Here is a 23,922-nt window from a genome sequence, read left to right on the forward strand (position 1 = left end):
TAAAAGGATGTTTCTGTATGCTGGAATTGATTCACAAGCAAGACCCCATCCCGCGCCTGCGGCAACTGGCGTACGCCGTCTCGGTGGCAGTGCTCGTGCTGGGGGCGCCTGGCGTGGTCCACGCGCAGGCCGCGGCGCCGTTTGACACCGTCATTGTCACGGGGGCGCGCGGCACGGGCCGCACGGTGGCCAACAGCGCCGCACCGATCGACGTGATCAGCGCGCAGCAATTGCAGGCCACGGGCAAATTGAACTTGCTCGATGCGCTGGATACGGCCTTGCCGTCATTTAACTTGCCGGCCCGCGTGCAGCCTGACCTGGGCAGCATCGTGCGCGCCGGGCAGCTGCGCAACCTCGATCCCTCGCATACTCTGGTGCTGGTCAATGGCAAGCGCCGGCATACGACGGCCATCGTCAATGAGGATGGCTTTCCGGGTTCCGTCGCCACCGACCTGGCCCTGATCCCCACGGGGGCGATTGCCCGCGTGGAAATCCTGCGCGACGGTGCTTCCGCCATCTACGGTTCGGACGCCATCGCCGGCGTCATCAACATCATCCTGAAGTCGGATGACAAGGGCAGTTTCAGCACGCAACTCGGTTCCACCTACGAGGGCGACGGCACGAATGGTTCAGTGCGCATCGATGGCGGCACGCGCCTGGGCGAACACGGCTTTGCCCACTTCGGCGCCGAAGTCCAGCGCCAGGGCATCGCCGTGCGCAATTTTGGATTGAATCCCGCCTATCTGTCGTATCCGGCCGTGCGCAACAGCGATGGCCAGCTGGTGAAATTGGGACCGAACAACAGCTTGCCGGCCGGCGCTTCGCCGAACCCGGCCGAAGCAAACCGCAACAGCAATCCATGGCGCAATACGGGCGTGCCGCAAAGCACGACCGCTTCGCTCAGCGCCAACCTCGGCTATGACGTGTCGAACGAGGTGCAACTGTATGGTTTCGGTACCTATGCGCACCGCAATGCCCGCTCGGCGCAGAATTTCCGCCTGCCCAATACCATTTTTAATAACAACAAAGGCTTGCTGGCCGTGTACCCGGATGGTTTTACGCCGTATGAAACGACGAGCGAAAACGATGTTGCGCTGACGGGCGGCATCAAGGGCGAGACGGCAGGCTGGAGCTGGGATATCAGCAGCACTTACGGACGCGACGATATCGATGTGGGTGTGGAAAACTCGGCCAATTACTCGCTGCCCTATCCGGGAGGCAAGACCGATTTTACGATCGGTAATCAGCGCTACAGCCGCTCGACCACGAATGCCGACGTGCGCCGCGCCGTGCCGCTGGGCTTGAGCGAGCCGGCGGACCTCAGTGCCGGTCTCGAGTATTCGCATGAAACGCAGCAGCGCAGCCCGGGAGAACCTGCCTCTTACCGGGGCAGCGGCTCGTCGGCGCTGGCCGGCTATCTGCCCGTCGATGCCTCGGACACGGCGCGCCACAGCCATGCGGCGTATATCGGCCTGGGCGCGAAACTGACGCCGCAATGGCTGCTCGACACGGCTCTGCGCGCCGAGAAATATTCCGATTTCGGCAGCAAGACGACGGGCCGCTTGTCCACCCGTTATGACGTGACGTCCACGGTCGCCGTGCGCGCTACCGTCAGCAACGGTTTCCATGCACCTAGCCTGGTGACGCAATCGTATTCGAACACGTCCGACCATGCGGGCGTGCCGTACACCCTGGCGCAGCCCAATTCCGCTGCCGCACGGGCCCTGGGTGCGCAAGCTTTAAAACCGGAAAAATCGACGAATCTGTCGGCCGGGCTGACCTTCAATCCCACGCCCACCCTGCGCCTGGCTGTCGACGCGTATCAAATCAAGGTCAGCGACCGCCTGGGCGTGTCGTCGAACATCGGCATCGACCGCAGCTCGGGCGTGGCGCTCGACGGCAGCGGCCGGCCGCTGACGGGGGCGCAAGCGAGCGTCATTGAAAACCTGCTGCGCTCGGCGAGGCTGACGGTAGGCAATGGCCTGGTGGCGCATTACTTTGCCAACGTGGGCGACACGCGCACGCGCGGCATCGACTTGACGGCCGAGGATGTCCTGCGCGTGGCTGATGGCAAGCTGCGCTGGACGGCGGCCGCGAATATCAATCATACGAGTCTGGTTGGCAAGGCGGAACTGCCGGCGGTGCTGCAAGGCTTGCCGAACATCGGCACCTTGAGCAAGTCGGCCGAGTACGACTTGCTGTACCGGGCGCCGCGCGACAAGGAGATCGTCACCCTGGCGTATGAAAAAGCCGGCTGGACATTCAACCTGCGCGAAACGCGCTACGGCAAGCTCAAGCGCCTGAACGCCATCACGGGCGGCGACTACCAGCTGAAGGCCGCCTTCGTGACGGATGTCAGCGTCGGCTACGACATCAGCAAGCGCATCAATGTGACGGTGGGCGCCAACAATGTCTTCGACCAGAAGCCCAGCCAGGTGCCGCGCGCAGCGCGCAGCGCCGCGAATCTGGCGCAGTACACGGGCGCCTACGACAATTCGGGACCATTGGGCGTATTGGGCGGTTACTACTACGCCCGCGCCACTGTTCACTTTTGATCTGCCTTCTCTATCTCCGTACTTATCATCAAGAACAGGAATTGACATGTCTGACAACACTCAACACGCGGCCATCGACCTGGAATGGGCCAATCTCCTCTCGCCGCAGCGTCGCACGGTCTTGCGCGGTGGCGGTCTGGTGGCGGCATTGGCCGCTTCCGGCTTGGCGGGCACCGCCCTGGCGCAGGATGGCGCAGTAAAACGCGCCAAACCTGCACCGGGCAAGAGCCCGTGGGGCGATCATACGGACAAGGCGCCCACGCCGCGCCCCGTCAGCGTGCGGCCCGGCGAGGAAACCTTGCCGTCGACACCGCGCGCCTACACGGATATCGAGAGCTATCACGCGCATATCTATTTTGACGAAGACAGTTACCAGAAAGCGGCGCTGATACGCAAGTGGGCGGCCGAGCGTTTCCAGATCGAGCTGGGCGACTGGAACCTGGAGCCGCGCGGCCCGCACGTGACGCCGTCGTTTTATTTTGGCTTTACCAATGATCTGCTGCCCGTGATCGTGCCGTGGCTGCAGCTGAACAGCCTGGGCCTGACGATACTGATCCACCCGAATACGGAAGATCCGCGCGCCGATCACCTGTATTACGCGCTGTGGGTAAACCGCTCGCAGCCTGTGAATGGCTATGCGATGAAGAAGCCGGGACCGGGCGAGCCGAGAGTCGAGCAGATATTTGTCAATACGCGTCCGACGGTGAAAATCGAGCGCGCATGAAAAAAAGCCACACCAGTGTGAACTGGGGTGGCTTTTTGATGGATATGCCGTGTATTAGCCGTGTTTTTGGATGAATTCGCCGATTTTCGGGCAAATGATCTCGCGCCAGCGGCGGCCCGAGAAGATGCCGTAATGGCCGCATTTCGGCGCCACGAAGTCTTGTTGCATCTCGGCAGGGATGCCGGAACACAAGTCATGCGCCGCCTGCGTCTGGCCGGCGCCGGAAATGTCGTCCAGTTCGCCTTCCACGGTGAACAGCGCCACATTCGTGATGTCTTGCGGACGCACCAGCTGGCCGCCCACTTTCCAGGTGCCCATCGGCAGGCTGAATTCCTGGAAAACCGTTTTAATGGTTTCCAGGTAGTACTCGGCCGGCATGTCCAGTACGGCGTTATACTCGTTGTAGAACTGGCGGTGGCCTTCCGCCGGCTCGTCGTCGCCCGTCACCAGGTGCATGTAGAACTCGCGGTGGCTTTGCGCGTGGCGGCCCGGGTTCATGGCGATGAAGCCGGCATGCTGCAGGAAGCCCGGATACACCTTGCGGCCAAAGCCCGGATAGTTCGGCGGCACCGCGTAGATCACGGTGTTTTCAAACCATGAGAATTTCTTTTCCGTCGCCAGGTTGTTCACTTGCGTGGGCGAGCGGCGCGGGTCGATCGGGCCGCCCATCATCGTCATGGTTTTCGGCATGTGCGGATCTTTGGCTGTCGCCATCAGCGAGATGGCGGCCAGCACGGGCACGGTCGGTTGACAGACGGAAATAACGTGCAAGTCAGGCGCCAGCAGGCGGATGAATTCCTGCACATAATAAATGTAGTCGTCCAGGTGGAACGGGCCTTCCGTCAGCGGTACCATGCGCGCGTCCGTCCAGTCGGTGATGTAGACATCGTGCTCGGCCAGCAAGCCGCGCACGGTATCGCGCAGCAGGGTCGAGTGGTGACCGGACAGGGGGGCAACCAGCAAAACTTTGGGCTGTTGCAAGCCAGTGGCTTCTTTTTTGAAGTGAATCAGGCGGCAAAACGGTTTTGTCACGACAACGTGTTCGCGGATGTCGACGCTCTCGCCTTGGACGAGAACGGATTGGATGTCGAATTGTGGTTTTTCGTAGTCTTTGCCAAGGCGGTACATCAGCTCGTAGCCGGCTGCGATGCGTTGCGAAAACGGGGTGTGGGCCAGTGGAGAAACCGGGTTGGTAAATAACTTGGAGGACATGTCTGCCCATTGCATCACCGGAGTGAGGAAAGAGCGTTGCAGTTCGTGCAGTTGGTAAAGCATATAGAGTCCTTGTTTAATTCCAAGCGCCAATATCGGCTCAAATATCATAATCCAATTCTACGATATTTGTTGAGGACAAAATGTGCTTTACCGCGCACAGGTCCACAGTTTGCGCTTTGGTGTGACAGGGCGCCACACTTGCGTGGATAGAGCTGCAACGATGCTTTAAAAGCAAAAAAAGCAGCGTTTCCGCTGCTTTTCGTCTGTTTTTTCGCCGCCCCGCCCCTGCGGAGAAGAGTCTCTCCGCCAGAACGGCCGCGGCAAGTGCCGTGCGCTTAGCGCACCAGCATGTCGAGCTTGTCCTTGACGTCCTTGAATTGCTCGGCTTCCGGCAAGGCAGCCTTCGTCTTGGTGATCGAAGGCCAGTTACGGGCCAGATCGACGTTGATCTTGATGAAGGCTTGCTGGTCGCCCGGCACGTCTTCTTCCGCGAAAATCGCGTTCACCGGGCACTCTGCCACGCAGACTGCGCAGTCAATACATTCGTCCGGATCGATTGCCAGGAAGTTCGGGCCTTCCCGGAAACAATCTACCGGGCAGACATCGACGCAGTCGGTATAGCGACAGGCGATGCAGGATTCGGTGACAACGTGGGTCATAACAGTCCTATCAATTTGGGGGAGGTGCTGTAGCGCCTGCAGGAAACTCGGCGGCGCATACTAAAGCAAAGCATTGTATTTTAAGGCAATTCGCTATTTCTCACAAATCCCGCTTATATACAATACATATAAGCAAATTCATTTTTTGACAGTGCCGTTGCCGCGCAGAGCGGGTAATTCAGCGACTATCCGGGACGTTGCCATAAAGAACGCGGCAAGAAAGCGACAGTCACCCGATGCGGCAGGGTGCAGGGTGGGCGATGTGCTGGCTTGCCGTGTGGTGTTTTTGTTTTACTCAAATCAAGACCGGCACAAAATAAGCGCCGGAACAATCAGGCCAAGTGCCGGAACATTCAGGCGCTGGCGCGTATCTGCGTCAGTAACTGTTGCCAACGTGCATTTTCAGCACTGCCATCCTCGGCAAATGTGATGGTGCGGCGCGCGGTGGGTGCGTCAACGGTGATCTGCCATTGGGGGATATCGGCACCCACCTGCTCGCTCGTCGCCTGCGAGTGCGTGAAAAAGCCGCTGCTGGCCAATGCCGCTTCCAGTCCGGGGCCGGCCGGATGGGCTTGCGTATCGATGTCGTACTGTTCGCTCAGGCCGGCAAAGCCGCCGCTGCTGCGGGCTGAAATTTTCATGCTGCTCCTTCTGGTGGGCTGTGGTGGGGACGTGGTGCGGCATGTCATCGCCTGCTGCCGACTATTGACTGGCTTGCGGCGTATGGCATTTATCGGGGCGCGTAGCTGCGGCACCAGGCCGCCAGCGCTTCGCGCTCCGCTTCCAGCAAGTGGTCCGATTCGCTGTATTCCGCATGGTTCATGGTACCGCAGCAGGCGCGCCTGTCTTGCACGGCACCCTCGTCATCGACGATGCCTGCGGCAAAGGTCATTTGCCCATCTTCCGTCATGGCATTGTTCTTGAGCACTTCGCGCACGGTAAAGCTGTTGCGGATGAAGTCCAGGTAGGCGGTATAGCCGTCGGCCTGCGCCAGGGTCAGCATCTGGCCGGCCACGTCGGCATACGTGGCCGCATGGTCGGGAGACGCCACCAGGGCGCGCAAGACCAGGCTGCGCAGGTAGTCGCCGCAGCGGTGCAGCACGGCAGCGTCGTCTTCCAGCTGGGGCTGGCGTTCATGGGCAAAGATGTCGGCCAGGATGTCGTAGATGGCGCCTGTAAACACTTGCGAGATGGCGTGCACTTCCGTGCCTGCCTCCGACAATTTGATGTCATTGTCGGCATTGCGCAAACCGTTAGGCCGGCCCAGCGCCAGACCGAATTGTTCCGCCAGGTCGGCCAGGAAGGTTTTGTCGTGCAGATCGGACTTGGTTTGCGCGATCACGGCTTCGACCTGGTCCAGCTGCGACAGGGCCAGGAAGATGGCCGTCAGATCGCCGAACGATTCGTGCAAGCCGCCCGTCTGCGGCGGATTATTGTTGAGCAGCCAATTCGGTTTGAGGCCATCGAGGATGGCATGCCCAGTTTCATGCGAGACGATGTCGAGCGAACGGCAGGTATAGACGCGCTCGGTGGCGCCGCTGGGAATGAAATCGCCGAACTTGAGGGCCTTGTCGCTGCGGCTGTAGTACGCATTCATGACATTGGGCAAGCCGTGCGGAAACACGCGCAGCGGGGCCGTATTGCTGGCGCTATTCCATTGCCAGGGCAGGGGCGAGGCCGTGCCGTTGCTGGCCAGCGCGCGCTGGTACATGGTGAGCGTCATGCGCACGATGGCAAACGTGTGCACGGCGTCGAACTGGTCGGTATTGGGCGAGACGATGAAGTCGCCAAAGGCGTTCGGGCTGACCTGGGCGATGCCCGGCTCGCCAAAGGTGATGCGTGCATCGCGCGGGCCTTGCAGGGTCAGGCCCGCGAGGAAGGTCTTGCGCGTGCCCAGCTCGCTCACGGACGGGTCCTGCTTCCAGATCAGCACGCGCGAACCGACCGGCACGGCTTCGAGCTTGCGGGTGGTGGGGTCGAGCACGCGGGGCGGACCCGGCTGCAAGGTCAGCTGTGCATTCTTGCGGTGCTGGCGGTAGGGCGCCGATGGGGTGGGGACATAGCCGACGGGCAGGGACACGCATTTGGTCAGCACGGCTTCGACCGGCACGATGACTTTCTGGTCCATGGTAGCTCTCCAAGACACTCGCAACTGGAACTGAGATAGTCGGCCCGCTTCGGTGGTTTCGGTTTGATGCGGCGCAAGTGCGGCGCAGGAAAGCGCGGTTTTTTCCGCGTGCCGGCGCCACCGATGGCCGCGGCTGCCGCATGGCGGCTGGTATGATGCTGGCCGTATTGCTCCCGTTTTTATAATAAAAGGATCGTTTGATGGCGGATATAAATATAGTTCAGCAACATAAGCTGACAGCAGAAAAGGCGCGCCAAGCGGCGCAGCAAGTGGCCGACAAGCTGGCCCAGGAATATGACCTGGCGTGCGCCTGGGATGGCGACGTGCTGCGTTTCGAGCGCAGCGGCGTCGACGGATCGCTGACCCTGGAAAAAGAGCAGGCGCAACTGCAAATCAAGCTGGGTTTCATGCTGAGCGCCTTCGCCTCCACGATTGAAGGCAAGATTGCCGAGAAGATGCGCAAGGTATTTACCGAGCCGGCTTGACGGCTTTGCACCGCTTGTCTGGCGCCCGGTTTGGTGCTAGGGAGCGTGTCGCAGCGATGGGCGAAAAGACGATGAAAACAAGTCTCTTTTCGCCTTTTTTACGTCTGACTGTACGCTGGCGAACATTGCTAGCACATTTCTATTTGGAAAGCCATTGGACTTTGGTGGCTTTTTGCGTTATACTTGAGTCATATTTACAACAGCTACACCGCGTTTCACCTTCTGCTTCGCAGTACTCCCCACTCGCTGAGTGGTGAATAATTCTTCGGGTTTTACACCCGCATCCAGTTAAAAGTAGCTTGGTCGATTTTTTTTTCGGTCAAATACATTTGGTGCCATGTATTTGCATGGCGCTAGCGTTGTTAAAAGTCCTGAACCACAGCCTCTTTTAGCACGCACACGGCACCCCGGCACCGGCCTTGGCCATCCGCTGGTCACACGCGTGTCACCCCCTGTTTCCTGTCGCTCCCGTGCGCTTTTTGCGCCGTGGCGTAGCCGACGCAACAGGGTTTGCTGATTCCCGCCGCAAGCTAGCAGCTTGCTGGGTTTCATTCCATTCGTCAAATCGAGGGAGAACCACATCGTGGCAAAACAAATCATTATCGACCATGTGTTCAAAGTGTTCGGCGACAAGCCAGAAGAAGCACTTGAACTCGTCCACCAAGGCGCCAGCAAGCAGGATATCCTGGCCAAGACGGACTGCACCATCGGCGTTTTCGACGCCACCTTTACCATTGAAGCGGGCGAGATCTTCGTCATCATGGGCCTGTCCGGTTCGGGCAAGTCGACCCTGGTGCGCATGCTGAACCGCCTGATCGAGCCGACCGCCGGCCGCATCCTGATCGACGGCAACGACATCAATACCTTGCCGGACGCCCAGCTGCGCGCCCTGCGCCGCAAGGACATCAGCATGGTGTTCCAGTCGTTCGCGCTGCTGCCGCAAATTACCGTGCTCGACAACACTGCCTTCGGCATGGAACTGGCCGGCATGCCAAAAGCTGAGCGCCATGCGCTGGCCCAGCAAGCGCTGGAGCAAGTGGGCCTGGACGGCTACGGCGCCAGCTATCCCGACGAATTGTCGGGCGGCATGCAGCAGCGCGTGGGCCTGGCCCGTGCATTGGCTTGCGATCCATCGATTTTGCTGATGGATGAAGCATTTTCCGCGCTCGATCCGATTATTCGTACGGAAATGCAATCGGAACTGCTGCGCTTGCAGCAAATCAAGCGCCGCACCATCGTCTTCATTTCGCATGACCTCGACGAAGCCATGCGCATCGGCGACCGCGTCGCCATCATGAAAGACGGCCACGTGGTGCAAGTGGGCACGCCGGAAGAGATTTTGCGCAAGCCTGCCAATGATTACGTGCGCAATTTCGTGCGCGGCGTGGATGCGGCGGCCGTGTTCAAGGCCAGCGATATCGCCCGCAAGAGCCAGATCGTCGTGTCCGAGTCGCCGAGCCGCGGCTCGCGCGCCGCGCTGTCGATGCTGGAAGAGCAGGATCGCGCGTTTGCCTATGTCGTCAATCCGCAGCGCAAGTTCCTCGGCGTCGTCTCGGCCGATTCGCTGCGCAGTGCGCTCGACGGCCATGTGGGACCGCTGGGCCTGGCGCATGCCTATCTGCCCGACGTGCAGACCATCAATGCAGATGAGCCAGTCGCCGGCCTGTTCGGCCAGGTGGCGCAACTGCCTTACGCCGTCCCTGTGGTGGCCAATGACGGCAGCTTCCGCGGCGCCATCAGCAAGACGACCTTGCTGAAGTTCCTCGACCGCGACACGCCAGCCATAGCCGAACAACAACAGAAAGGACAAGCATGAACCCAAGCACCGTTTCCACAGTAGAACCTGTTGTTGAACAGGCCGCCCAAATCAATCCCTGGGCGCTGACGCCGCCCACCGACGCCAGCACCGCCTGGCTGGACGCCGCCGCGCCTGCCGTGCAGCCGGAACATGCGAGCGGCTTTCACCTGACACAGATCTTCGACGGCTCGCTGCCGCTGGAAAGCTGGATCAACCAGGGCCTGGGCTGGGTCGTCGCGCATTTCCGTCCCTTCTTCCAGGCCGTGCGCGCACCGATCGACAGCGTGCTGTCCGGCGTGGAAGGCGTGCTGCTGGCGGCCCCGTCGCTGACGGTGATCGCCATCATCGGCTTGCTGGCGTGGCAATTTACCAGCCGTACCCTGGCCATCGGCACCGTGCTGGCGCTGCTGGTGGTGTCGATGCTGGGCATCTGGCCGGAAGCCATGACCACCCTGTCGCTGGTATTGACGTCGCTGGCTTTCTGTCTGGCCATCGGCTTGCCGCTGGGTATTTTCCTTGCCAGCAGCGACCGCGCGCAGAATATCCTGCGTCCCCTGCTGGACGCCATGCAGACGACGCCTGCCTTCGTCTACCTGGTGCCCGTGGTGATGCTGTTTGGTATCGGTAATGCGCCAGGCGTGATCGTGACGATCATCTTTGCCCTGCCGCCGCTGGTGCGTTTGACCAACCTCGGTATCCGCCAGGTGCGTCCCGACCTGATCGAAGCGGCCCGCGCCTATGGCGCCTCGCCGTGGCAGCTGCTGACCCGCGTGCAATTTCCGCTGGCCATGCCGTCCATCATGGCCGGTATCAACCAGTCGCTGATGCTGTCGCTGTCGATGGTCGTGATCGCCTCGATGATCGCCGTGGGTGGCCTGGGCCAGATGGTATTGCGCGGCATTGGCCGCCTGGACATGGGCCTGGCAACCGTGGGTGGCCTGGGCATCGTGCTGCTGGCCATCACCCTGGACCGATTGACGCAAGCGATGGGCCAGCCACGCCGTGGCGTGCGCCATTGGTACCAGACGGGTCCTGCCGGTTTCGTGCTGCGCCTGGTGCGCGGCAACACGGACAAAAATAATGTTGAACAGCAAGCAACGCTGGCCAACGCACAATAAGAAAGGATTTACATGCATCAAATCGCACATTTTAAAGAGACGCAAAAATCGCAACGCAAGTTCCAGCTGTTTTCCGCCCTGGCGATCGCCGCCCTGGCCCTGACCACCAGCCTGGCCATGGCGCAGACGCCGGCCGTGGCCGCCGATGTGCTGCCCGGCAAGGGCGTCAAGGTGCAGCCGCTGCAAAGCTCGATCGCGGAAGAAACCTTCCAGACCATGCTGGTCGACAAGGCCCTGGAAAAGCTGGGCTACGAAGTGCAGCCGATCAAGGAAGTGGAGTATCCGACCGCGCATATCGCCATCGCCAACGGCGACGCCACCTTCATGGCCGTGCACTGGGATCCGATGCACAAGGATTTCTATAACAATGCGGGCGGCGACGCCAAGCTGTTGCGCACGGGCCAATACGCCGGTCCTGCCGCACAAGGTTATCTGATCGACAAGGCGACGGCCGAGAAGTACAACATCACGAATATCGACCAGTTGCGCGACCCCACCCTGGCCAAGCTGTTCGACCACGATGGCGACGGCAAGGCCGACTTGACGGGCTGCAACCCCGGCTGGGGCTGCGAAGCGCTGATCGAGAACCACATGGATGCGTATAAATTGCGCGAGACGGTGACGCACGTGCAGGGCAGCTATGCGGCCCTGATCGCCGATACCCTGGGCCGCTACAAGCGTGGCGAGTCCATCCTGTATTACACGTGGACGCCGTACTGGGTCAGTGGCGTGCTGGTGCCGGGCAAGGACGTGGTCTGGCTGAAAGTGCCATTCTCGGCCAATCCGGACAAGGTGAATACCCGCCTCGACGATGGCAGCGACTACGGTTTTGCCGTCAACACGGCGCGTATCGTGTCGAACAAGGCCTGGGCGGAGAAAAATCCCGCCGCGGCCAAGCTGTTCGAAGTGATGCAATTGCCCGTGGCGGACATCAATGCGCAGAACGAGCGCATGCGCCGCGGCGAAAACACGCAGGCCGATATCGCCCGCCATACGGCTGGCTGGATCAAGTTCCACCAGCAAAAATTTGATGGCTGGATCGCGCAAGCGCTGGCGGCGGCAAAGAAGTAAGTTTCAGCGCTACCCGGCATTGAAAGAAGTGGCTACCGATTCGGTAGCCACTTTTGCGTTAACGGCCTGTTTTGGTGGTTTTTGGTGAGTTTTTAGGCCCTTTCTGCCAGTTTCAGGTGCAAAATGGGGAAAGGCTTGCCGAACGGGTCGCATTCCGAGCGATTTTCCACGATAAAGCCCAGGTGGCGGTAAAAACCGTGCGCTTGCGCGTTGTGCTCGTTGACGTCGACGGCTGTGGCTCCCAGGGCCGCGATGGCGTGACGGACCAGGGTGCGGCCGGCGCCGCTGCCCCGGTGATCCGGATGGACGAACAGCATCTCGATCTTGGCGTGCTCGACGCACAGGAAGGCCTGAGCGACGCCGTCATCGGCGCGCAGCACGTGCAGCAGGCGTGCGGCCGTCACCCTGGCCAGCTCATCGCGGACGAAGGGCATCAGGAAGGCGATATCGCTATCGGCGAGGAAATCATGGGTGGCGCGGACGGACAGGTGCCAGACGTCGAACAAACGGGGCAGGTCGGCGGCATGCGCCAGGGAAACTGGGGAAAGCGGGGATGGTGTCATGCAGAAATTATACTGCCCCGGCAGGCGTCGGGGCAGGGATACATCAGTCCTTCAAGTCTTCGATCAGATCGATGTATTGCTGTTGCGCCTCTTCCTTCGAGGTGCCGGCCAGGGCCGCCCAGGCGTCGAACTTGGCGCGGTTGACGAAGTCGGTCATGCCAGGACGCTCGCCCGTGGCGTCGCCGCTCGAGGCTTGCTTGAACAAGGCATAGATTTTCAACAAGGTCATATTGTCCGGACGCTCGGACAGGGTCTTGGAATCGAGCTGCGCTTGTTCGAATTGCTCTTGTAAACTCATGATGGCTCCTGTGTGCTGATGGAATCGCTGGAAAAGTGCGGCAGGCCCGGCGGAGTGGCCACCGTGCGTGCTGCAGTGCCTGACATCATAGTGAAAAAAGCGTGCCGTGCATTAGAGGACACACTCAAAACAAAAACGCCGCCGCTGCGTGAACAGGGGCGGCGCCTGGTACAGTCGCTTGCGCGCTGCGGAGTCTGTTCTTATACGCCCAGCAGTTCGACGTCGAAAATCAGGGTGGCGTTCGGTGGAATCACGCCGCCGGCGCCGCGTGCGCCATAGCCCAGTGCCGCAGGGATGATCAGCTGGCGCTTGCCGCCCACTTTCATGCCTTGCACGCCTTCGTCCCAGCCTTGAATGACGCGGCCGGCGCCCAGCGGGAATTCGAATGGGTCGTTGCGGTCCTTGCTCGAGTCAAATTTCGCGCCGGCGCTGCCGTCGTCGTTTTGCAGCCAGCCCGTGTAATGCACGACAACATTGTTGCCAGCTTGCGCTTCAGCGCCTTCGCCAACGGTGGTATCGATGTATTGCAGGCCGGAAGCGGTAGTGGTGGTGGTCATGATAATCCTTGTGTAGGCGATGAAAGCTTCAGATTGTAGAGCAATGAGTTGCAAAGCGCCATTCCAGGCCCGGCGCAGGGAAAAACCAGAAATTACGACGATGTGTGGCTGCCGGTCGCATTTAAGGGGGGATTTAACACAATAAATACAGTGTTCCACGTAAAATGCATGTTTTGTATTTAACAGTGATTTTTGCCATGTTCCGCAGTCTATGCCGCCTTGTTTTTTCCTCGCTGTGCCTGGTTTCCGCAATATCGACGGCGCAAGCCGAAGTGGTGGTGGTGCTCAATTCCCGTGATGCTACGGTGCAACTGCTGGACCAGAAAACCTATGCTCCCCTGTCTACCTTTGCCGTCGGCAAGGAACCGCACCATCTGATGGAAACGCCGGATGGCAAGTCGCTGATCGTCGCCAGTTCCGTCGGCAACGAGCTGATTTTCCTCGACCCTGTCTCGGGCCAGATCCAGCGCCGCATCAGCAATATCCTCGATCCTTACCAGATCGGCTTTTCGCCGGACCAGAAGTGGTTCATTTCGAATTCGCTGCGCCTGGACCGCATCGACCTGTACCGCTACGACGGCAAGAACCTGACCCTGGCCAAGCGCATCCCGCTGCCGAAGTTGCCCAGCCACATGGCGTTCACGGCTGACAGCACCATGGCTTTCATCACGCAGCAGGGCAGCAACCAAGTCAGCGCCATCGATCTGGCCACGCAAACCGTGAAATGGACCATGCCCGTCGGCCCGGCGCCAGCCGGCATCACCATGACGCCCGATGGCAAGCATTTGCTGGTCGGCATCATGGGCAGCGATTACGTGGAAGTGATCGACTGGCGCACGCAAAAGACCGTCAAGCGCATCAAGGCGGGCGCCGGCACGCATAATTTCCGTGCGCTGGGGGATAACCGCATGACGTTCGTCTCGAACCGCGTGTCGAACACGATCAACATCATCGACCAGAAAACCCTGGAAAACGTGGGCACCATCAATGTGCCGGGCGGCCCGGACTGCATGGAAATCACGCCCGATGGCAAGACCATGTGGGTGACCCTGCGCTGGATCAAGAAAGTGGCCGTGATCGACCTGACGACGCGCAAGGTCATCAAGACCATACCGGTGGGCCGCTCGCCCCATGGCGTGTATTTCGCCACCCACTCGCCGCGCATGTGATGGCGGGTGTGCTGATGAAACGTCTGATTCCCGCGTGCCACGTGCCCGCCATGCTGTTGTGCGCCAGCGCCATGCTGTCGCCCGCGCAGGCCGCCGTATCTGTTGTCCCAGCTGCATCTCCAGCGCCGGCCGCCTGCAAGGGCACCATCTACATGACCTTCGACACGGGCAGCCAGTCGCAAGCGCAACTGATCGCCGACGTGCTGAATCAACGCCATGTGAAGGCAACCTTCTTCCTCGCCAATGAAAAGACCACGCGCGGCGATTATTCGCTCGATGCCTCGTGGGCGCCGTACTGGAAAGCCCGCGTGGCTGAAGGCCATGCGTTTGGTACGCATACGTTTGACCATGTGTACTGGAAGAAGGATCTGGCCAACGGTTTGATCCAGGTCAAGCCTCAGTTTGGAAAGGATGGCGGCAAGCTGGCGTCGTTCACGGATAAACAGTTCTGCGAGGAATTGCGCCGCGTCGATACGCGCTTCCAGGAATTGACCGGGCACAAGCTCGACCCATTCTGGCGTGCGCCGGGCGGTTACACGTCGCCGCGCACCCTGGCCGCCGGCAGCGCCTGCGGCTACCAGCATGCGGGCTGGGCGCCGGCGGGGTATTCCGGCGATGAGTTGCCCAGCGATAAGTATCCGAACGCCATGTTGCTGAAAAAAGCGCTGGCGAACTTGCGCAGCGGCGATATTTTCATTTCGCATATGGGCATCTGGTCGCGCAAGGATGCGTGGGCACCCGCCAACCTGGACGCCTTGATTTCCGGCTTGCAAGACAAAGGGTTCTGCTTTGCTACCCTGCGCGAGCATCCTGCCTACGCGCAGAAGAAGGGCCAGCCATGATCGCCGCCGACATCCTCGGCCACGTCACTCCCGTCATCGACGCCGTCGTCGATGCCTTTGGCGTGGCGCAAGGCTGGCTGTTCCAGACCATCGTGAATCCCCTCGTGTATCACCTGGGCTTTGGCGAATTCACGGAAGAAGCGTTCGAGGGCACGGAGTGGCTGCTGATCGGCCTGTGCGAACTGGTGCTGCTGTTTCTCGTGCTGCGCCCGCTTGAAGCCTTGATCCCCGCGCAAAAGATCACCGATCCGCGCGCCCGCTGGAACGATTTCATCTACACCGTGCTGCACCGCATCGGCCTGTTTTCTGTCGTGGTCTTTTTCACGCTCGATCCGCTGATGGATGCATTGGCGGGCGCCTTGCGTTTCGACAATATTCATCCCCTGAACCTGGAATCGCTGTTGCCCGGCATCAGTCCCTTGCTCAGTTTTATCATTTATTTTGTGATACTGGACTTCGTCGACTATTGCTACCACCGGGCCTCGCACCATTTCGGCTGGTGGTGGGGCTTGCACAGCCTGCATCACAGCCAGCAAAACATGAACTTGTGGAGCGATGACCGCAACCATCTGCTCGATGACTTCCTGCGCGACGTGGTGATGGCGCTGGTGGCGCTCGGTATCGGCGTGCCGCCAGGCCAGTATGTGCTGCTGGTGTCGATTTCGCGCATTCTGCAAAGCTTGCAGCATGCAAATGTGAGGATACACTTCGGCCGTATCGGCGAGCGGCTGCTGATCTCGCCCCGTTTTCACCGCACGCATCACGCGATCGGCGTGGGGCACGAGTCGAAAGGCAAGGGCAGCATGGGCGGTTGCAACTTCGGCGTGGTCTTGCCGATTTGGGATATGCTGCTGGGCACCGCGAATTTCTCGGCCGGCTATGCGCGCACGGGCGTGCGCGACCAGCTGGCCCGTATCGATAGCAAGGGCATGGGCCGGCCGGGGCGCAGCTATGGCCACGGCTTCTGGCAACAGCAATGGCTGGGCCTGCGCCGCATGGTGGAATTTGCAAGAATCAAACGAAAAGGACGCCGTTGATGCGTAATGTGTTGAATTCGTATGGCCGTGCTTTCCTGTCGCAATTGCATGGCAGGATATTGCTGCTGAGCGTGGCGCCGTTCATCCTGTCGCTGATCTTGTGGGGCGGACTGCTGTATGTGGGCTTGCAGCCGCTGATCGACAGCCTGCATGCGCTGTTTACGCAGTACGATTTCTTCCGCACCAGCGGGCAGGTGCTGTCCACCTTTGGCCTGGGCGTGCTGAAGGCCGTGATCGTGCCCCTGATCGCCATGTTCATGCTGCTGCCGCTGATGATCCTGACGGCGCTGATCTTCATGGGCCTGTTCGCCATGCCGGCCATCGGCCGCCATATCGGCGGTCGGCACTTTCCTGAGCTGGAAAAGAAACATGGTGGCAGCCTGCTGGGCAGCGTGGGGACGTCCCTGGCCACCTTTTTGCTGTTCATCATCGCTTGGGTCATCATGCTGCCCCTGTACGCGTTTCCGCCGGCCGCGCTGGCGGGGCAAGCCGTGCTGTGGGGCTGGCTGACCTACCGCGTGATGGCGTATGACGCCATGGCCGACTACGCCAGCGCGGAAGAGCGCCACGCCATCATGCGCACGCAGCGCTGGCCCCTGCTGGCCATCGGCATGGTGTCCGGCGCGGCCGGCGCCGTGCCGGGCCTGCTGTGGATGGGCGGCGTGATGTCGGTGGTGTTCTTCCCCTTCCTGGCGGCGTTCGCCATCTGGCTGTACGTACTGATCTTTATCTTCACGGGCCTGTGGTTCCAGTATTACTGCCTGGAAGCATTGTCGCGTTTGCGGGGCGTACGCGGCATGACCGACGTGGCGCCGGCGGACGCCTGAGTATTTTTATCGAATTCTACGAGGGAGCTTCATGGCTATCGGATTGATCATCATCGGCGACGAAATCCTGTCGGGCAAGCGCACGGACCAGCATTTCCCGAAAGTAGTGAGCATGCTCAAGGCACGGGGCTTGCAGCTGAGCTGGGCGGAATACGTGGGCGACGAGCCGGCGCGCCTGGTTGCCTTGCTCAAGCGCAGCTTTGCCAGCGGCGACATCGTCTTCAGCTTTGGCGGCATCGGCGCCACGCCGGATGACCATACGCGCCAGGCAGCGGCCGATGCGCTGGGCTTGCCGCTGGTGCTGCATCCGCAGGGCAAGGTCAATATCCAGCAGCGCATCACGGAAATGGGCCTAGAGGCGGGCGTGCCGGCCGATCTGAACTCGCCGGAAAACCTGCACCGCCTGAAAATGGCGGAATTTGTCGAAGGCGCCGAGCTGATTCCGAATCCGTACAACAAGATTGCCGGCTTTGCCATACGCGAACATTATTTCGTGCCGGGCTTTCCCGTCATGTCCTGGCCCATGATCGAATGGGTGCTCAACACGCATTATGCGCACCTGTTCAACCAGGTGCCGCACGCGGAACACGCCCTGCTCGTGTATGAAACGGCCGAATCCCTGCTGACGCCGCTGATGGTGCGCCTGGAAACAGATTTTCCGCTGATTAAGGTGTTCAGCCTGCCCAGCGTGGGCGATGCGCAGACGCGCCGGCATATCGAACTGGGTGTCAAGGGCGAGCCCGCGCAGGCAGAGGCCGCCTTCGCGCAGATGTGCGCCGCGCTCGATACCTTGCAAGCGGAATACACCACCATCTGACATGCAGCCAGCCCGGCGCCGGCGGCTTTTTCGTCGGCGTCCAGCCCGCCTTGCATCTATGTACGCAAGCGTACATTCCAAGACGTTGTTTTTTTGCGAAAATCTTCAATGAAGCAAGATTTTTGTGTGCGCTCGTCAGTCGTTCCCATGCCGATGTGGTGGAATGGTGAACAGGAGCCTGGCGTGTCAAACGCGGGGTTGCCTGCCTGTGCAGTAGCGTGTTTTTTTGATTCACCGGTATGGACATCATGTTAAGCAAGCTTTGTCGTGACCGGCCCTGGCCGGCCCTGGTCTTATCCCGCGCGGAGCGGTATCGCTACCGCATTTCCCGCGCCGTCCAAACCCAACCTTACCCCAGCATCCCATGAAAGACACAGGCGTCAATCTGGCCGCGCAAGAGCGGCCCCCCTCTGATCCACTCTCCGACACGGGCGCCGAGGCGCCGCCGCCGGCGCGCCCGCCGAAGAAGCGCCGTTCGCGCATCTGGCCCATCTTTGCCATCATCGTGCTGGCGCTGATCGCCGGCGCGGCGTGGTTCGTCATGCGCGAAGTGCGCACCTCGGCCCTGCAGGCGGAGTTTTTCACGCGCCTGGACCGCCAGCTGGCGTTCAAGGTCGAGCCTGGCCCGGCACCGGCGGGCGCCATCCGCTATCCGCAGCACGGGCCGTATGACGAGCGGCTCGGCTATGCCAGCTTGCCGGATTTTATTAGCAAGCTCAATGCGCGCGACTATGAAGTGACGGCGCAGGCGCGCATGTCGCCGAAAATGGTGCAACTGGTCGACCGGGGCATCTTTGCCACGTATCACGAGAAAAACCGCGCCGGACTGACCATCCTCGATTGCCGCGCCGCGCCCCTGTTCGCGGCCAGCTATCCCGAGCGCATGTTCGACGGCTTCGCCGAAGCGCCGCCCGCGCTCGTGCAAAGCCTGCTGTTCATCGAAAACCGCGAATTGCTCGACCCGGGCACGCCCGAGCGCAATCCCGCCGTGGAATGGGACCGCCTGAGCAAGGCTGTCCTCGACAAGGCGCTGAACCTGTTCGGCGGCCACCGCAGTGGCGGCGGCAGCACTCTGGCTACCCAAATTGAAAAATACCGGCATTCGGAAGACGGCCGCACCAGTTCCATGCAGGACAAGTTGCTGCAGATGATTTCGGCCAGCCTGCGCTCGTACCAGGATGGCGAAAACACCATGGAAGCGCGGCGCAAGATCGTCGTCAATTACCTCAATACCGTGCCGCTGTCGGCAAAGAGCGGTTTTGGCGAAGTCAACGGCATTGGCGACGGCATGTGGGTCTGGTATGGCAGGCCATTTGCCGAAGTGAAGACTTTGCTCAAGGGTAATATGGACCAGCCGGGCAGCGCGCTGGCCTACAAGCAGGCGCTGAGCCTCTTGATCGCGCAGCGCCGTCCATCACATTACCTGGTGGCCGGCGGCGCCGACCTGGAAGAATTGACCAACAGCCATCTGCGCCTGCTGGCGCAAGCGGGCGTGATTTCACCGCAGCTGCGCAATGCGGCCATCGCCGAGAAGCTGCGTCCGTCGACGGCGTCCGGCGTGCAATCGGAAGCATCGACCTCGTTCGTCACGCGCAAGGCCTCGAATGCCGTGCGCAATCACCTGGCCAGCATGCTGGGCGACCCGCGCTTGTACAACCTCGACCGCCTCGACCTGAAAGTGGTCAGCACGCTCGACGCGCAGGCGCAAAACGCCGTCACCAAGGTCTTGCGCGAATTGCGCGATCCGGAGGTGGCGAAAGCTGCCGGCCTGACGGGCAAGGGCATGCTGGGCAATGGCGACCCGGCCAACGTGGTCTACAGCTTTACCCTGCTGCAAAAGGGCGATCAAGCCAACTTGCTGCGCGTGCAGACGGATAACTACGACCAGCCGCTCGACATCAACGAAGGCGCCAAGCTGGACCTCGGTTCCACGGCCAAGCTGCGCACCCTGGTCACCTACCTGGACATCATCGACCAGTTGCACCAGCGCTACAGCGGCATGGGCGCCGCCGAGCTGAATAAGATCGCCGTCGATCCCAAGGACATGCTGTCGCAGTGGGCGATTGCCTATCTGAAACCGTTGGCACTCGGCGAGGCGCGCAACCTGCCGGCCATGCTGGCGGCCGCCATGGAACGCAAATATTCGGGCAACCCGGGCGAAGGCTTCTTCACGGGCGGCGGCTTGCACCATTTCGGCAACTTCTCCAAGCTCGACGACAGCCGCATCATGACCTTGCAGCAGGCGCTGCGCCAGTCGACCAACCTGGTGTTCGTGCGCCTGATGCGCGACGTGGCCCGCTATTACATGTTTTCGCGTCCCGATTCCTCGGCCTCGCTGCTGGCGGATGCGGATGATCCGCGCCGGGCCCAGTACCTGAGCCGTTTTGCCGACAAGGAAGGGCGTGAATTTCTGCACCGCTTCTATCAGAAATACCGCGGCAAGAGCGTTGACGAGCAGGAAAAGATTTTGTTGGCCAGCATCCGCCCGACCCCCGTGCGCCTGGCGAATATCTTCCGCACCGTGAATCCGAAGGGGACCGTGGCGGAATTCGGCGATTTCCTCAATGCCAACTTGACGTCGCAAAACGAAGTACCGCCCGAGCGCGTCGCCAAGATGTACCAGCAGTACGCGATGGAAAACTGGTCGCTGGCCGACCGTGGCTACCTGGCCAATGTGCATCCGCTGGAACTGTGGATGGTGGCGTATCTGCGCCAGCACGAAGGTTCCACCCTGTCGCAGATGGTGGCGGCCAGCGAGAAGGAACGCCAGGAAGTCTATAAATGGCTGTTCAATACGCACCGCAAGCATGCGCAGGACCGCCGCATCGCCAACTTGCTGGAAGTGGAAGGGTTCCTGGAAATCCACCGCCAGTGGAAGAAGATGGGCTATCCATTCGACTCGCTCGTGCCGTCATACGCGACGACCCTGGGTGCATCGGCCGACCGTCCCGCCGCACTGGCCGAGTTGATGGGCATCATCATCAACGATGGCGTGCGTAAACCGAGCGTGCGCATCGATTCCATGCATTTCGCCGCCAATACGCCATACGACACCATGGTCAAGCGTGGCAGCAAGGTGGAAGCGGAGCAAGTGCTGTCGCCGGACGTGGCCAAGGCAGTGGCCAAGGCCATCCGCGAAGTGGTGTCGGACGGTACGGCGAAACGGGCGAAGACGGCGTTTGTCGGCGCCGACGGCGTGCCGATCCCCATGGGCGGCAAGACGGGTACGGGCGACCAGCGCTTCGACGTGTACGGCGCCGGTGGCCGCCTGATCGAGTCGCGCTATGTGAACCGCTCGGCGACATTTGTGTTCAATATCGGCGAGCGATTCTATGGCAGCATGACGGCGTATGTGCGCGGACCGGAATCGAAGAACTATGACTTCACCAGCGCCTTGCCCGTGCAACTGCTGGTGTCCCTGGCGCCGAGTTTGATGCCGTTGATCGAGGCGCCCGCGCCGGCCGAGGGCGTGGCCAAGCAGTGCACGAATTAAAAGTATCTGGCTTGTGTGAACGCCGGCCCGCAAGGCCGGCGTTTTTTTTGGGGAGTGGAATTGGACAAGACGCAGCAGATTTTTCAGCAATACCACCGATTTGACGATGGCTCACTGGTGTCGATGGAACAGATGTACCAGTCCCAAGGCGTGCAGGCCGTACGCATCGTCTTGTACGCAAGAAATCATGGGCTGGAAGGCAATGTCTGGCGCAAAGTCGCCATCACGGTGGGAGAAGTGCGGGAAGTACTGGTCAGGACGCCGGGCAACTTCATCAACCGCATCTGCTGCGGCGTGAAGTTGCTGCGCTTTGGCGACGTCTGGTGCGTCGATATCGACGGCACGTATGCGCACGATGATCCCGCTACACTGGACGAAGTGCGCCGCGATGGCGATTGCTACGTCATCGGCGGCACGGTCGAGGCAATCGAACTCGATTAGCCGGCAAATACGGCCGTTTTATCTTCCAGGCGCGCATGGTAGACGGCGATGGCCGGATAGTCGGGACGCTGCATGGGCGCCATCAGCCAGCGCTTGACGGACAGGCCCAGCACGATATCGGCCAGGGTGAATGCTTCGCCGCAGACGAAGGCGCCCGTGCGCTGCAGCTGCTGTTCCAGCACGCCCATCATCTTGTTCCATCCGGAAATACCGGTCGCCAGTTGCGCCGCATCCTGGTGGGCCGGGCTGTGGCGCACCAGCGACATGAAGGCGTAGCGCCAGCTGTTGTTCAAATCACCCATTTGCCAGTCCATCCATTTTTCCACTTCCGCGCGGGCACGCGGATTACTCGGCAGCAAGTCGTCGCGGCCCGCCTGGGCGCACAGGTAGCGGCAAATCGTGTTTGATTCCCACAGCACCAGGTCGCCATCGAGCAGCACGGGCACCATGGCGTTCGGGTTCAAGGCCAGAAAGGCCGGGTCGTCCGTGCTGCGAAAGCCGCTGCCCCAGTCTTCGCGTTCATACGGCAGGTCGAGTTCCTCGCACGTCCACAGGACTTTGCGGACATTGATCGAAGCGGCTTTTCCAAGAATTTTCAGCATGCGGGACTCCATAGGCAGGTGGGCGATCCAGAACTGTAGCCGAATTGGCCGCGCCGCGCATGTGAAAGTGCCTTGCATAGTTGGGGTTTTCTTGGCATCGTAGCCACCCATGAAACCTATGCGCCACCACATGTCCAAAATCCTCGCGTTCAGCCGCTTTTCCGTGCGCGACTTCCTCGCCACCGCCGGTCCCACCTTGCTGCTGGTCGGCGCGTTTTGCGCGCTCGCTTATTGGCTGGTCGACCCCGCGCCGCCACGCCAGGTGAGCCTGTCGACGGGGCAGGACAATAGCGCCTACGAAGAGTTCGGCAAGAAATATGCGGCCACCCTGGCCAAGCACGGCATCAAGGTGACCTTGCAACCGTCGCTGGGTTCGCAGGAAAACCTGCAGCGTTTGAACGCGGGCAAGACCGATATCGCCTTCGTGCAAAGTGGCTCGACGGAACACGACGATGCCGAGCGCCACGGCCTCATTTCCCTGGGCAGCCTGTTTACGGAACCCGTCTGGCTGTTCTTGCGCGAAGACAAGGCCGTGACGGAGCTGACGCAACTGAAGGGCATGAAGATCAACCTGGGGCCGGAAGGCACGGGCGTGCCCGGCCTGTTCCGGCAATTGCTGTCCGTAAATGGCGTCGAAGCCAAGGACTTGACGGTGAGCGACTTGCAGAACACGCCTGCCACGGTGGAGCTGCTGGAAGGGCGCATCGACGGTCTCGTATTCAGTTCGGCGCCGGAAGCGCCGCTGATCCAGATGCTGCTGCAAACGCCGGGCATCAAGCTGTTTGACTTTTCACAGGCGGAAGCGTACACGCGGCGCCTGCCTTTCCTCACGCACGTCGTCTTGCCGCGCGGCATCGTCGACCTGGGGCAGAACATTCCCGCGCAGGATTATCACCTGATTGCGCCGACCGCCACTTTGGTCGCGCGCGAAGACTTGCATCCTGCCCTGGTCGACCTGTTCGTGCAGGCGGCGGCCGGCATCCATGGCGGCACGGGCTGGTTCCAGCAGCAGGGGCAGTTCCCATCCGCGCGCTACACGGAGATTCCCGTCGCGCCGGAAGCGCTGAAATTCTACAAGGATGGCGCGCCTGTGCTGCAGCGCTACATGAGTTTCTGGCTGGCCAATTTCTTTGACCGCATGTGGGTGCTGGTGGTGGCGCTGGGCGCCTTGATCCTGCCCCTGTCGCGCGTGGTGCCGCCCCTGTACGTGTGGCGCATACGCTCGCGTGTGTACCGCTGGTACGGCCAGCTGCGCACGGTCGAGCAGGCGCTGGAAGACGTGCCGGAAGCGCAGCGCGCACAAGTCTATGCGGCGCAATTGCAACGGCTGGACCAGATCGAGGAAATGGTCAACCAGATATCGATACCGCTGTCGTTTGCGGACGGCCTGTATGGCTTGCGCAGCCACATCAATTTCGTGCGCAAGCGCATCTTGACCCTGATGGGCGAGCATCCTGCCGCGGAGGCGGGCGAGCCGGCCTGAAGCATCAAGCCAGGGCGGGACTTGCCTCCGGACGACGCGT

At 60.9% G+C, this 23,922-nt stretch carries 22 protein-coding genes; 14 read left to right on the forward strand and 8 right to left on the reverse strand.

All coding sequences use genetic code 11. From position 1 onward, the window contains the following. Positions 1-17 precede the first annotated feature (17 nt). Together LSO07_RS06385 and LSO07_RS06390 are read left to right on the forward strand one after the other, a co-directional pair. Positions 18-2,555, forward strand: coding sequence for a TonB-dependent receptor plug domain-containing protein (locus LSO07_RS06385; protein ID WP_151092890.1), 2,538 nt, complete (start codon positions 18-20; stop codon positions 2,553-2,555). Positions 2,556-2,601: 46 nt separating this feature from the next. After that, on the forward strand, positions 2,602-3,279 hold the full coding sequence (locus LSO07_RS06390; RefSeq protein WP_151092892.1) for a DOPA 4,5-dioxygenase family protein: 678 nt from the start codon (positions 2,602-2,604) through the stop codon (positions 3,277-3,279). Positions 3,280-3,333: 54 nt separating this feature from the next. Here LSO07_RS06390 and LSO07_RS06395 read toward each other — a convergent pair whose 3' ends face one another. From LSO07_RS06395 to LSO07_RS06410, 4 genes are all read right to left on the reverse strand, one after another. After that, positions 3,334-4,554 carry a polyhydroxyalkanoate depolymerase gene (locus LSO07_RS06395; RefSeq protein ID WP_070260064.1) on the reverse strand — a complete coding sequence of 407 codons (1,221 nt, stop codon included), beginning with the start codon at positions 4,552-4,554 and terminating at the stop codon, positions 3,334-3,336. 275 nt (positions 4,555-4,829) lie between these two features. Further along, positions 4,830-5,153: a ferredoxin FdxA gene (fdxA, locus tag LSO07_RS06400; RefSeq protein ID WP_034782458.1), complete on the reverse strand. Its 324-nt coding sequence runs from the start codon at positions 5,151-5,153 to the stop codon at positions 4,830-4,832. Between the two features lie 353 nt (positions 5,154-5,506). Beyond that, complete coding sequence (locus LSO07_RS06405) at positions 5,507-5,794, reverse strand: protealysin inhibitor emfourin (protein WP_151092894.1); 288 nt, start codon at positions 5,792-5,794, stop codon at positions 5,507-5,509. A gap of 89 nt (positions 5,795-5,883) precedes the next feature. After that, complete coding sequence (locus LSO07_RS06410) at positions 5,884-7,281, reverse strand: hypothetical protein (RefSeq protein ID WP_034782461.1); 1,398 nt, start codon at positions 7,279-7,281, stop codon at positions 5,884-5,886. Positions 7,282-7,481: 200 nt separating this feature from the next. On the opposite strand from LSO07_RS06410, the gene LSO07_RS06415 reads away from it, so the two are divergent. The 4 genes from LSO07_RS06415 to proX all read left to right on the forward strand — a co-directional run bounded on the left by LSO07_RS06415 (position 7,482) and on the right by proX (position 11,753). Further along, a complete protein-coding gene (locus LSO07_RS06415) occupies positions 7,482-7,766 on the forward strand; it encodes a polyhydroxyalkanoic acid system family protein (protein WP_070260060.1) in 285 nt (94 codons plus the stop codon). Between the two features lie 583 nt (positions 7,767-8,349). Then, the gene (proV, locus tag LSO07_RS06420) at positions 8,350-9,582 is read left to right on the forward strand and encodes a glycine betaine/L-proline ABC transporter ATP-binding protein ProV (protein WP_099379417.1); all 1,233 of its coding nucleotides are present in this window, start codon (positions 8,350-8,352) and stop codon (positions 9,580-9,582) included. Then, positions 9,579-10,682: a glycine betaine/L-proline ABC transporter permease ProW gene (proW, locus tag LSO07_RS06425; RefSeq protein WP_034782464.1), complete on the forward strand. Its 1,104-nt coding sequence runs from the start codon at positions 9,579-9,581 to the stop codon at positions 10,680-10,682. Before proV ends, proW begins: the two co-directional genes overlap by 4 nt. 12 nt (positions 10,683-10,694) lie before the next feature. After that, on the forward strand, positions 10,695-11,753 hold the full coding sequence (proX, locus tag LSO07_RS06430) for a glycine betaine/L-proline ABC transporter substrate-binding protein ProX (RefSeq protein WP_151092896.1): 1,059 nt from the start codon (positions 10,695-10,697) through the stop codon (positions 11,751-11,753). A 92-nt stretch (positions 11,754-11,845) separates the two neighbouring features. On the opposite strand, the gene LSO07_RS06435 is transcribed toward proX, so the two are convergent. The 3 genes from LSO07_RS06435 to LSO07_RS06445 form a co-directional block, all read right to left on the reverse strand. Then, a complete protein-coding gene (locus LSO07_RS06435) occupies positions 11,846-12,316 on the reverse strand; it encodes a GNAT family N-acetyltransferase (RefSeq protein ID WP_151092898.1) in 471 nt (156 codons plus the stop codon). A 43-nt stretch (positions 12,317-12,359) separates the two neighbouring features. Beyond that, positions 12,360-12,614, reverse strand: a complete 255-nt coding sequence (locus LSO07_RS06440) for an acyl-CoA-binding protein (protein WP_034782468.1) — start codon at positions 12,612-12,614, stop codon at positions 12,360-12,362. A gap of 200 nt (positions 12,615-12,814) precedes the next feature. Then, the gene (locus tag LSO07_RS06445; protein WP_034782471.1) at positions 12,815-13,171 is read right to left on the reverse strand and encodes an FKBP-type peptidyl-prolyl cis-trans isomerase; all 357 of its coding nucleotides are present in this window, start codon (positions 13,169-13,171) and stop codon (positions 12,815-12,817) included. Between the two features lie 197 nt (positions 13,172-13,368). Between LSO07_RS06445 and LSO07_RS06450 the strand changes: the two genes are divergently transcribed. The 7 genes from LSO07_RS06450 (at position 13,369) to LSO07_RS06480 (ending at position 21,797) form a co-directional block, all read left to right on the forward strand. After that, the gene (locus LSO07_RS06450) at positions 13,369-14,340 is read left to right on the forward strand and encodes a YVTN family beta-propeller repeat protein (RefSeq protein ID WP_070260058.1); all 972 of its coding nucleotides are present in this window, start codon (positions 13,369-13,371) and stop codon (positions 14,338-14,340) included. Between the two features lie 14 nt (positions 14,341-14,354). Beyond that, a complete protein-coding gene (locus tag LSO07_RS06455) occupies positions 14,355-15,182 on the forward strand; it encodes a polysaccharide deacetylase family protein (protein WP_151092900.1) in 828 nt (275 codons plus the stop codon). Then, positions 15,179-16,219, forward strand: coding sequence for a sterol desaturase family protein (locus LSO07_RS06460; RefSeq protein WP_092611839.1), 1,041 nt, complete (start codon positions 15,179-15,181; stop codon positions 16,217-16,219). The genes LSO07_RS06455 and LSO07_RS06460 overlap by 4 nt, the downstream gene beginning before the upstream one ends. Further along, the gene (locus tag LSO07_RS06465) at positions 16,219-17,046 is read left to right on the forward strand and encodes an EI24 domain-containing protein (RefSeq protein ID WP_070280952.1); all 828 of its coding nucleotides are present in this window, start codon (positions 16,219-16,221) and stop codon (positions 17,044-17,046) included. Before LSO07_RS06460 ends, LSO07_RS06465 begins: the two co-directional genes overlap by 1 nt. Positions 17,047-17,077: 31 nt before the next feature. Beyond that, positions 17,078-17,863: a competence/damage-inducible protein A gene (locus LSO07_RS06470; RefSeq protein ID WP_151092902.1), complete on the forward strand. Its 786-nt coding sequence runs from the start codon at positions 17,078-17,080 to the stop codon at positions 17,861-17,863. Positions 17,864-18,227: 364 nt separating this feature from the next. Continuing rightward, on the forward strand, positions 18,228-21,356 hold the full coding sequence (locus LSO07_RS06475; RefSeq protein ID WP_034782477.1) for a transglycosylase domain-containing protein: 3,129 nt from the start codon (positions 18,228-18,230) through the stop codon (positions 21,354-21,356). Between the two features lie 60 nt (positions 21,357-21,416). After that, a complete protein-coding gene (locus LSO07_RS06480) occupies positions 21,417-21,797 on the forward strand; it encodes a hypothetical protein (RefSeq protein ID WP_151092904.1) in 381 nt (126 codons plus the stop codon). Here the strand turns inward: LSO07_RS06480 and LSO07_RS06485 are convergent. After that, the gene (locus LSO07_RS06485) at positions 21,794-22,399 is read right to left on the reverse strand and encodes a glutathione S-transferase family protein (RefSeq protein ID WP_151092906.1); all 606 of its coding nucleotides are present in this window, start codon (positions 22,397-22,399) and stop codon (positions 21,794-21,796) included. The two genes, LSO07_RS06480 and LSO07_RS06485, sit on opposite strands and share 4 nt — an antisense overlap. A gap of 130 nt (positions 22,400-22,529) precedes the next feature. Here LSO07_RS06485 and LSO07_RS06490 point away from each other — a divergent pair, with 130 nt between their 5' ends. Continuing rightward, positions 22,530-23,882 (forward strand): TAXI family TRAP transporter solute-binding subunit, encoded by a 1,353-nt coding sequence (locus LSO07_RS06490; RefSeq protein ID WP_070281075.1) that lies wholly within the window; start codon positions 22,530-22,532, stop codon positions 23,880-23,882. Positions 23,883-23,922: the final 40 nt, after the last annotated feature.

The sequence above is a fragment of the Janthinobacterium sp. PLB04 genome, from assembly GCF_021165895.1.
GTDB lineage: Bacteria > Pseudomonadota > Gammaproteobacteria > Burkholderiales > Burkholderiaceae_D > Janthinobacterium > Janthinobacterium lividum.

Coding starts and splice junctions, on each gene's coding strand:
- LSO07_RS06385 (WP_151092890.1), top strand. CDS start 18: ATGCTGGAATTGATTCACAAGCAAGACCCCATCCCGCGCCTGCGGCAA.
- LSO07_RS06390 (WP_151092892.1), top strand. CDS start 2,602: ATGTCTGACAACACTCAACACGCGGCCATCGACCTGGAATGGGCCAAT.
- LSO07_RS06395 (WP_070260064.1), bottom strand. CDS start 4,554: ATGCTTTACCAACTGCACGAACTGCAACGCTCTTTCCTCACTCCGGTG.
- fdxA (WP_034782458.1), bottom strand. CDS start 5,153: ATGACCCACGTTGTCACCGAATCCTGCATCGCCTGTCGCTATACCGAC.
- LSO07_RS06405 (WP_151092894.1), bottom strand. CDS start 5,794: ATGAAAATTTCAGCCCGCAGCAGCGGCGGCTTTGCCGGCCTGAGCGAA.
- LSO07_RS06410 (WP_034782461.1), bottom strand. CDS start 7,281: ATGGACCAGAAAGTCATCGTGCCGGTCGAAGCCGTGCTGACCAAATGC.
- LSO07_RS06415 (WP_070260060.1), top strand. CDS start 7,482: ATGGCGGATATAAATATAGTTCAGCAACATAAGCTGACAGCAGAAAAG.
- proW (WP_034782464.1), top strand. CDS start 9,579: ATGAACCCAAGCACCGTTTCCACAGTAGAACCTGTTGTTGAACAGGCC.
- proX (WP_151092896.1), top strand. CDS start 10,695: ATGCATCAAATCGCACATTTTAAAGAGACGCAAAAATCGCAACGCAAG.
- LSO07_RS06435 (WP_151092898.1), bottom strand. CDS start 12,316: ATGACACCATCCCCGCTTTCCCCAGTTTCCCTGGCGCATGCCGCCGAC.
- LSO07_RS06440 (WP_034782468.1), bottom strand. CDS start 12,614: ATGAGTTTACAAGAGCAATTCGAACAAGCGCAGCTCGATTCCAAGACC.
- LSO07_RS06445 (WP_034782471.1), bottom strand. CDS start 13,171: ATGACCACCACCACTACCGCTTCCGGCCTGCAATACATCGATACCACC.
- LSO07_RS06450 (WP_070260058.1), top strand. CDS start 13,369: ATGTTCCGCAGTCTATGCCGCCTTGTTTTTTCCTCGCTGTGCCTGGTT.
- LSO07_RS06455 (WP_151092900.1), top strand. CDS start 14,355: ATGAAACGTCTGATTCCCGCGTGCCACGTGCCCGCCATGCTGTTGTGC.
- LSO07_RS06460 (WP_092611839.1), top strand. CDS start 15,179: ATGATCGCCGCCGACATCCTCGGCCACGTCACTCCCGTCATCGACGCC.
- LSO07_RS06465 (WP_070280952.1), top strand. CDS start 16,219: ATGCGTAATGTGTTGAATTCGTATGGCCGTGCTTTCCTGTCGCAATTG.
- LSO07_RS06470 (WP_151092902.1), top strand. CDS start 17,078: ATGGCTATCGGATTGATCATCATCGGCGACGAAATCCTGTCGGGCAAG.
- LSO07_RS06475 (WP_034782477.1), top strand. CDS start 18,228: ATGAAAGACACAGGCGTCAATCTGGCCGCGCAAGAGCGGCCCCCCTCT.
- LSO07_RS06485 (WP_151092906.1), bottom strand. CDS start 22,399: ATGCTGAAAATTCTTGGAAAAGCCGCTTCGATCAATGTCCGCAAAGTC.
- LSO07_RS06490 (WP_070281075.1), top strand. CDS start 22,530: ATGTCCAAAATCCTCGCGTTCAGCCGCTTTTCCGTGCGCGACTTCCTC.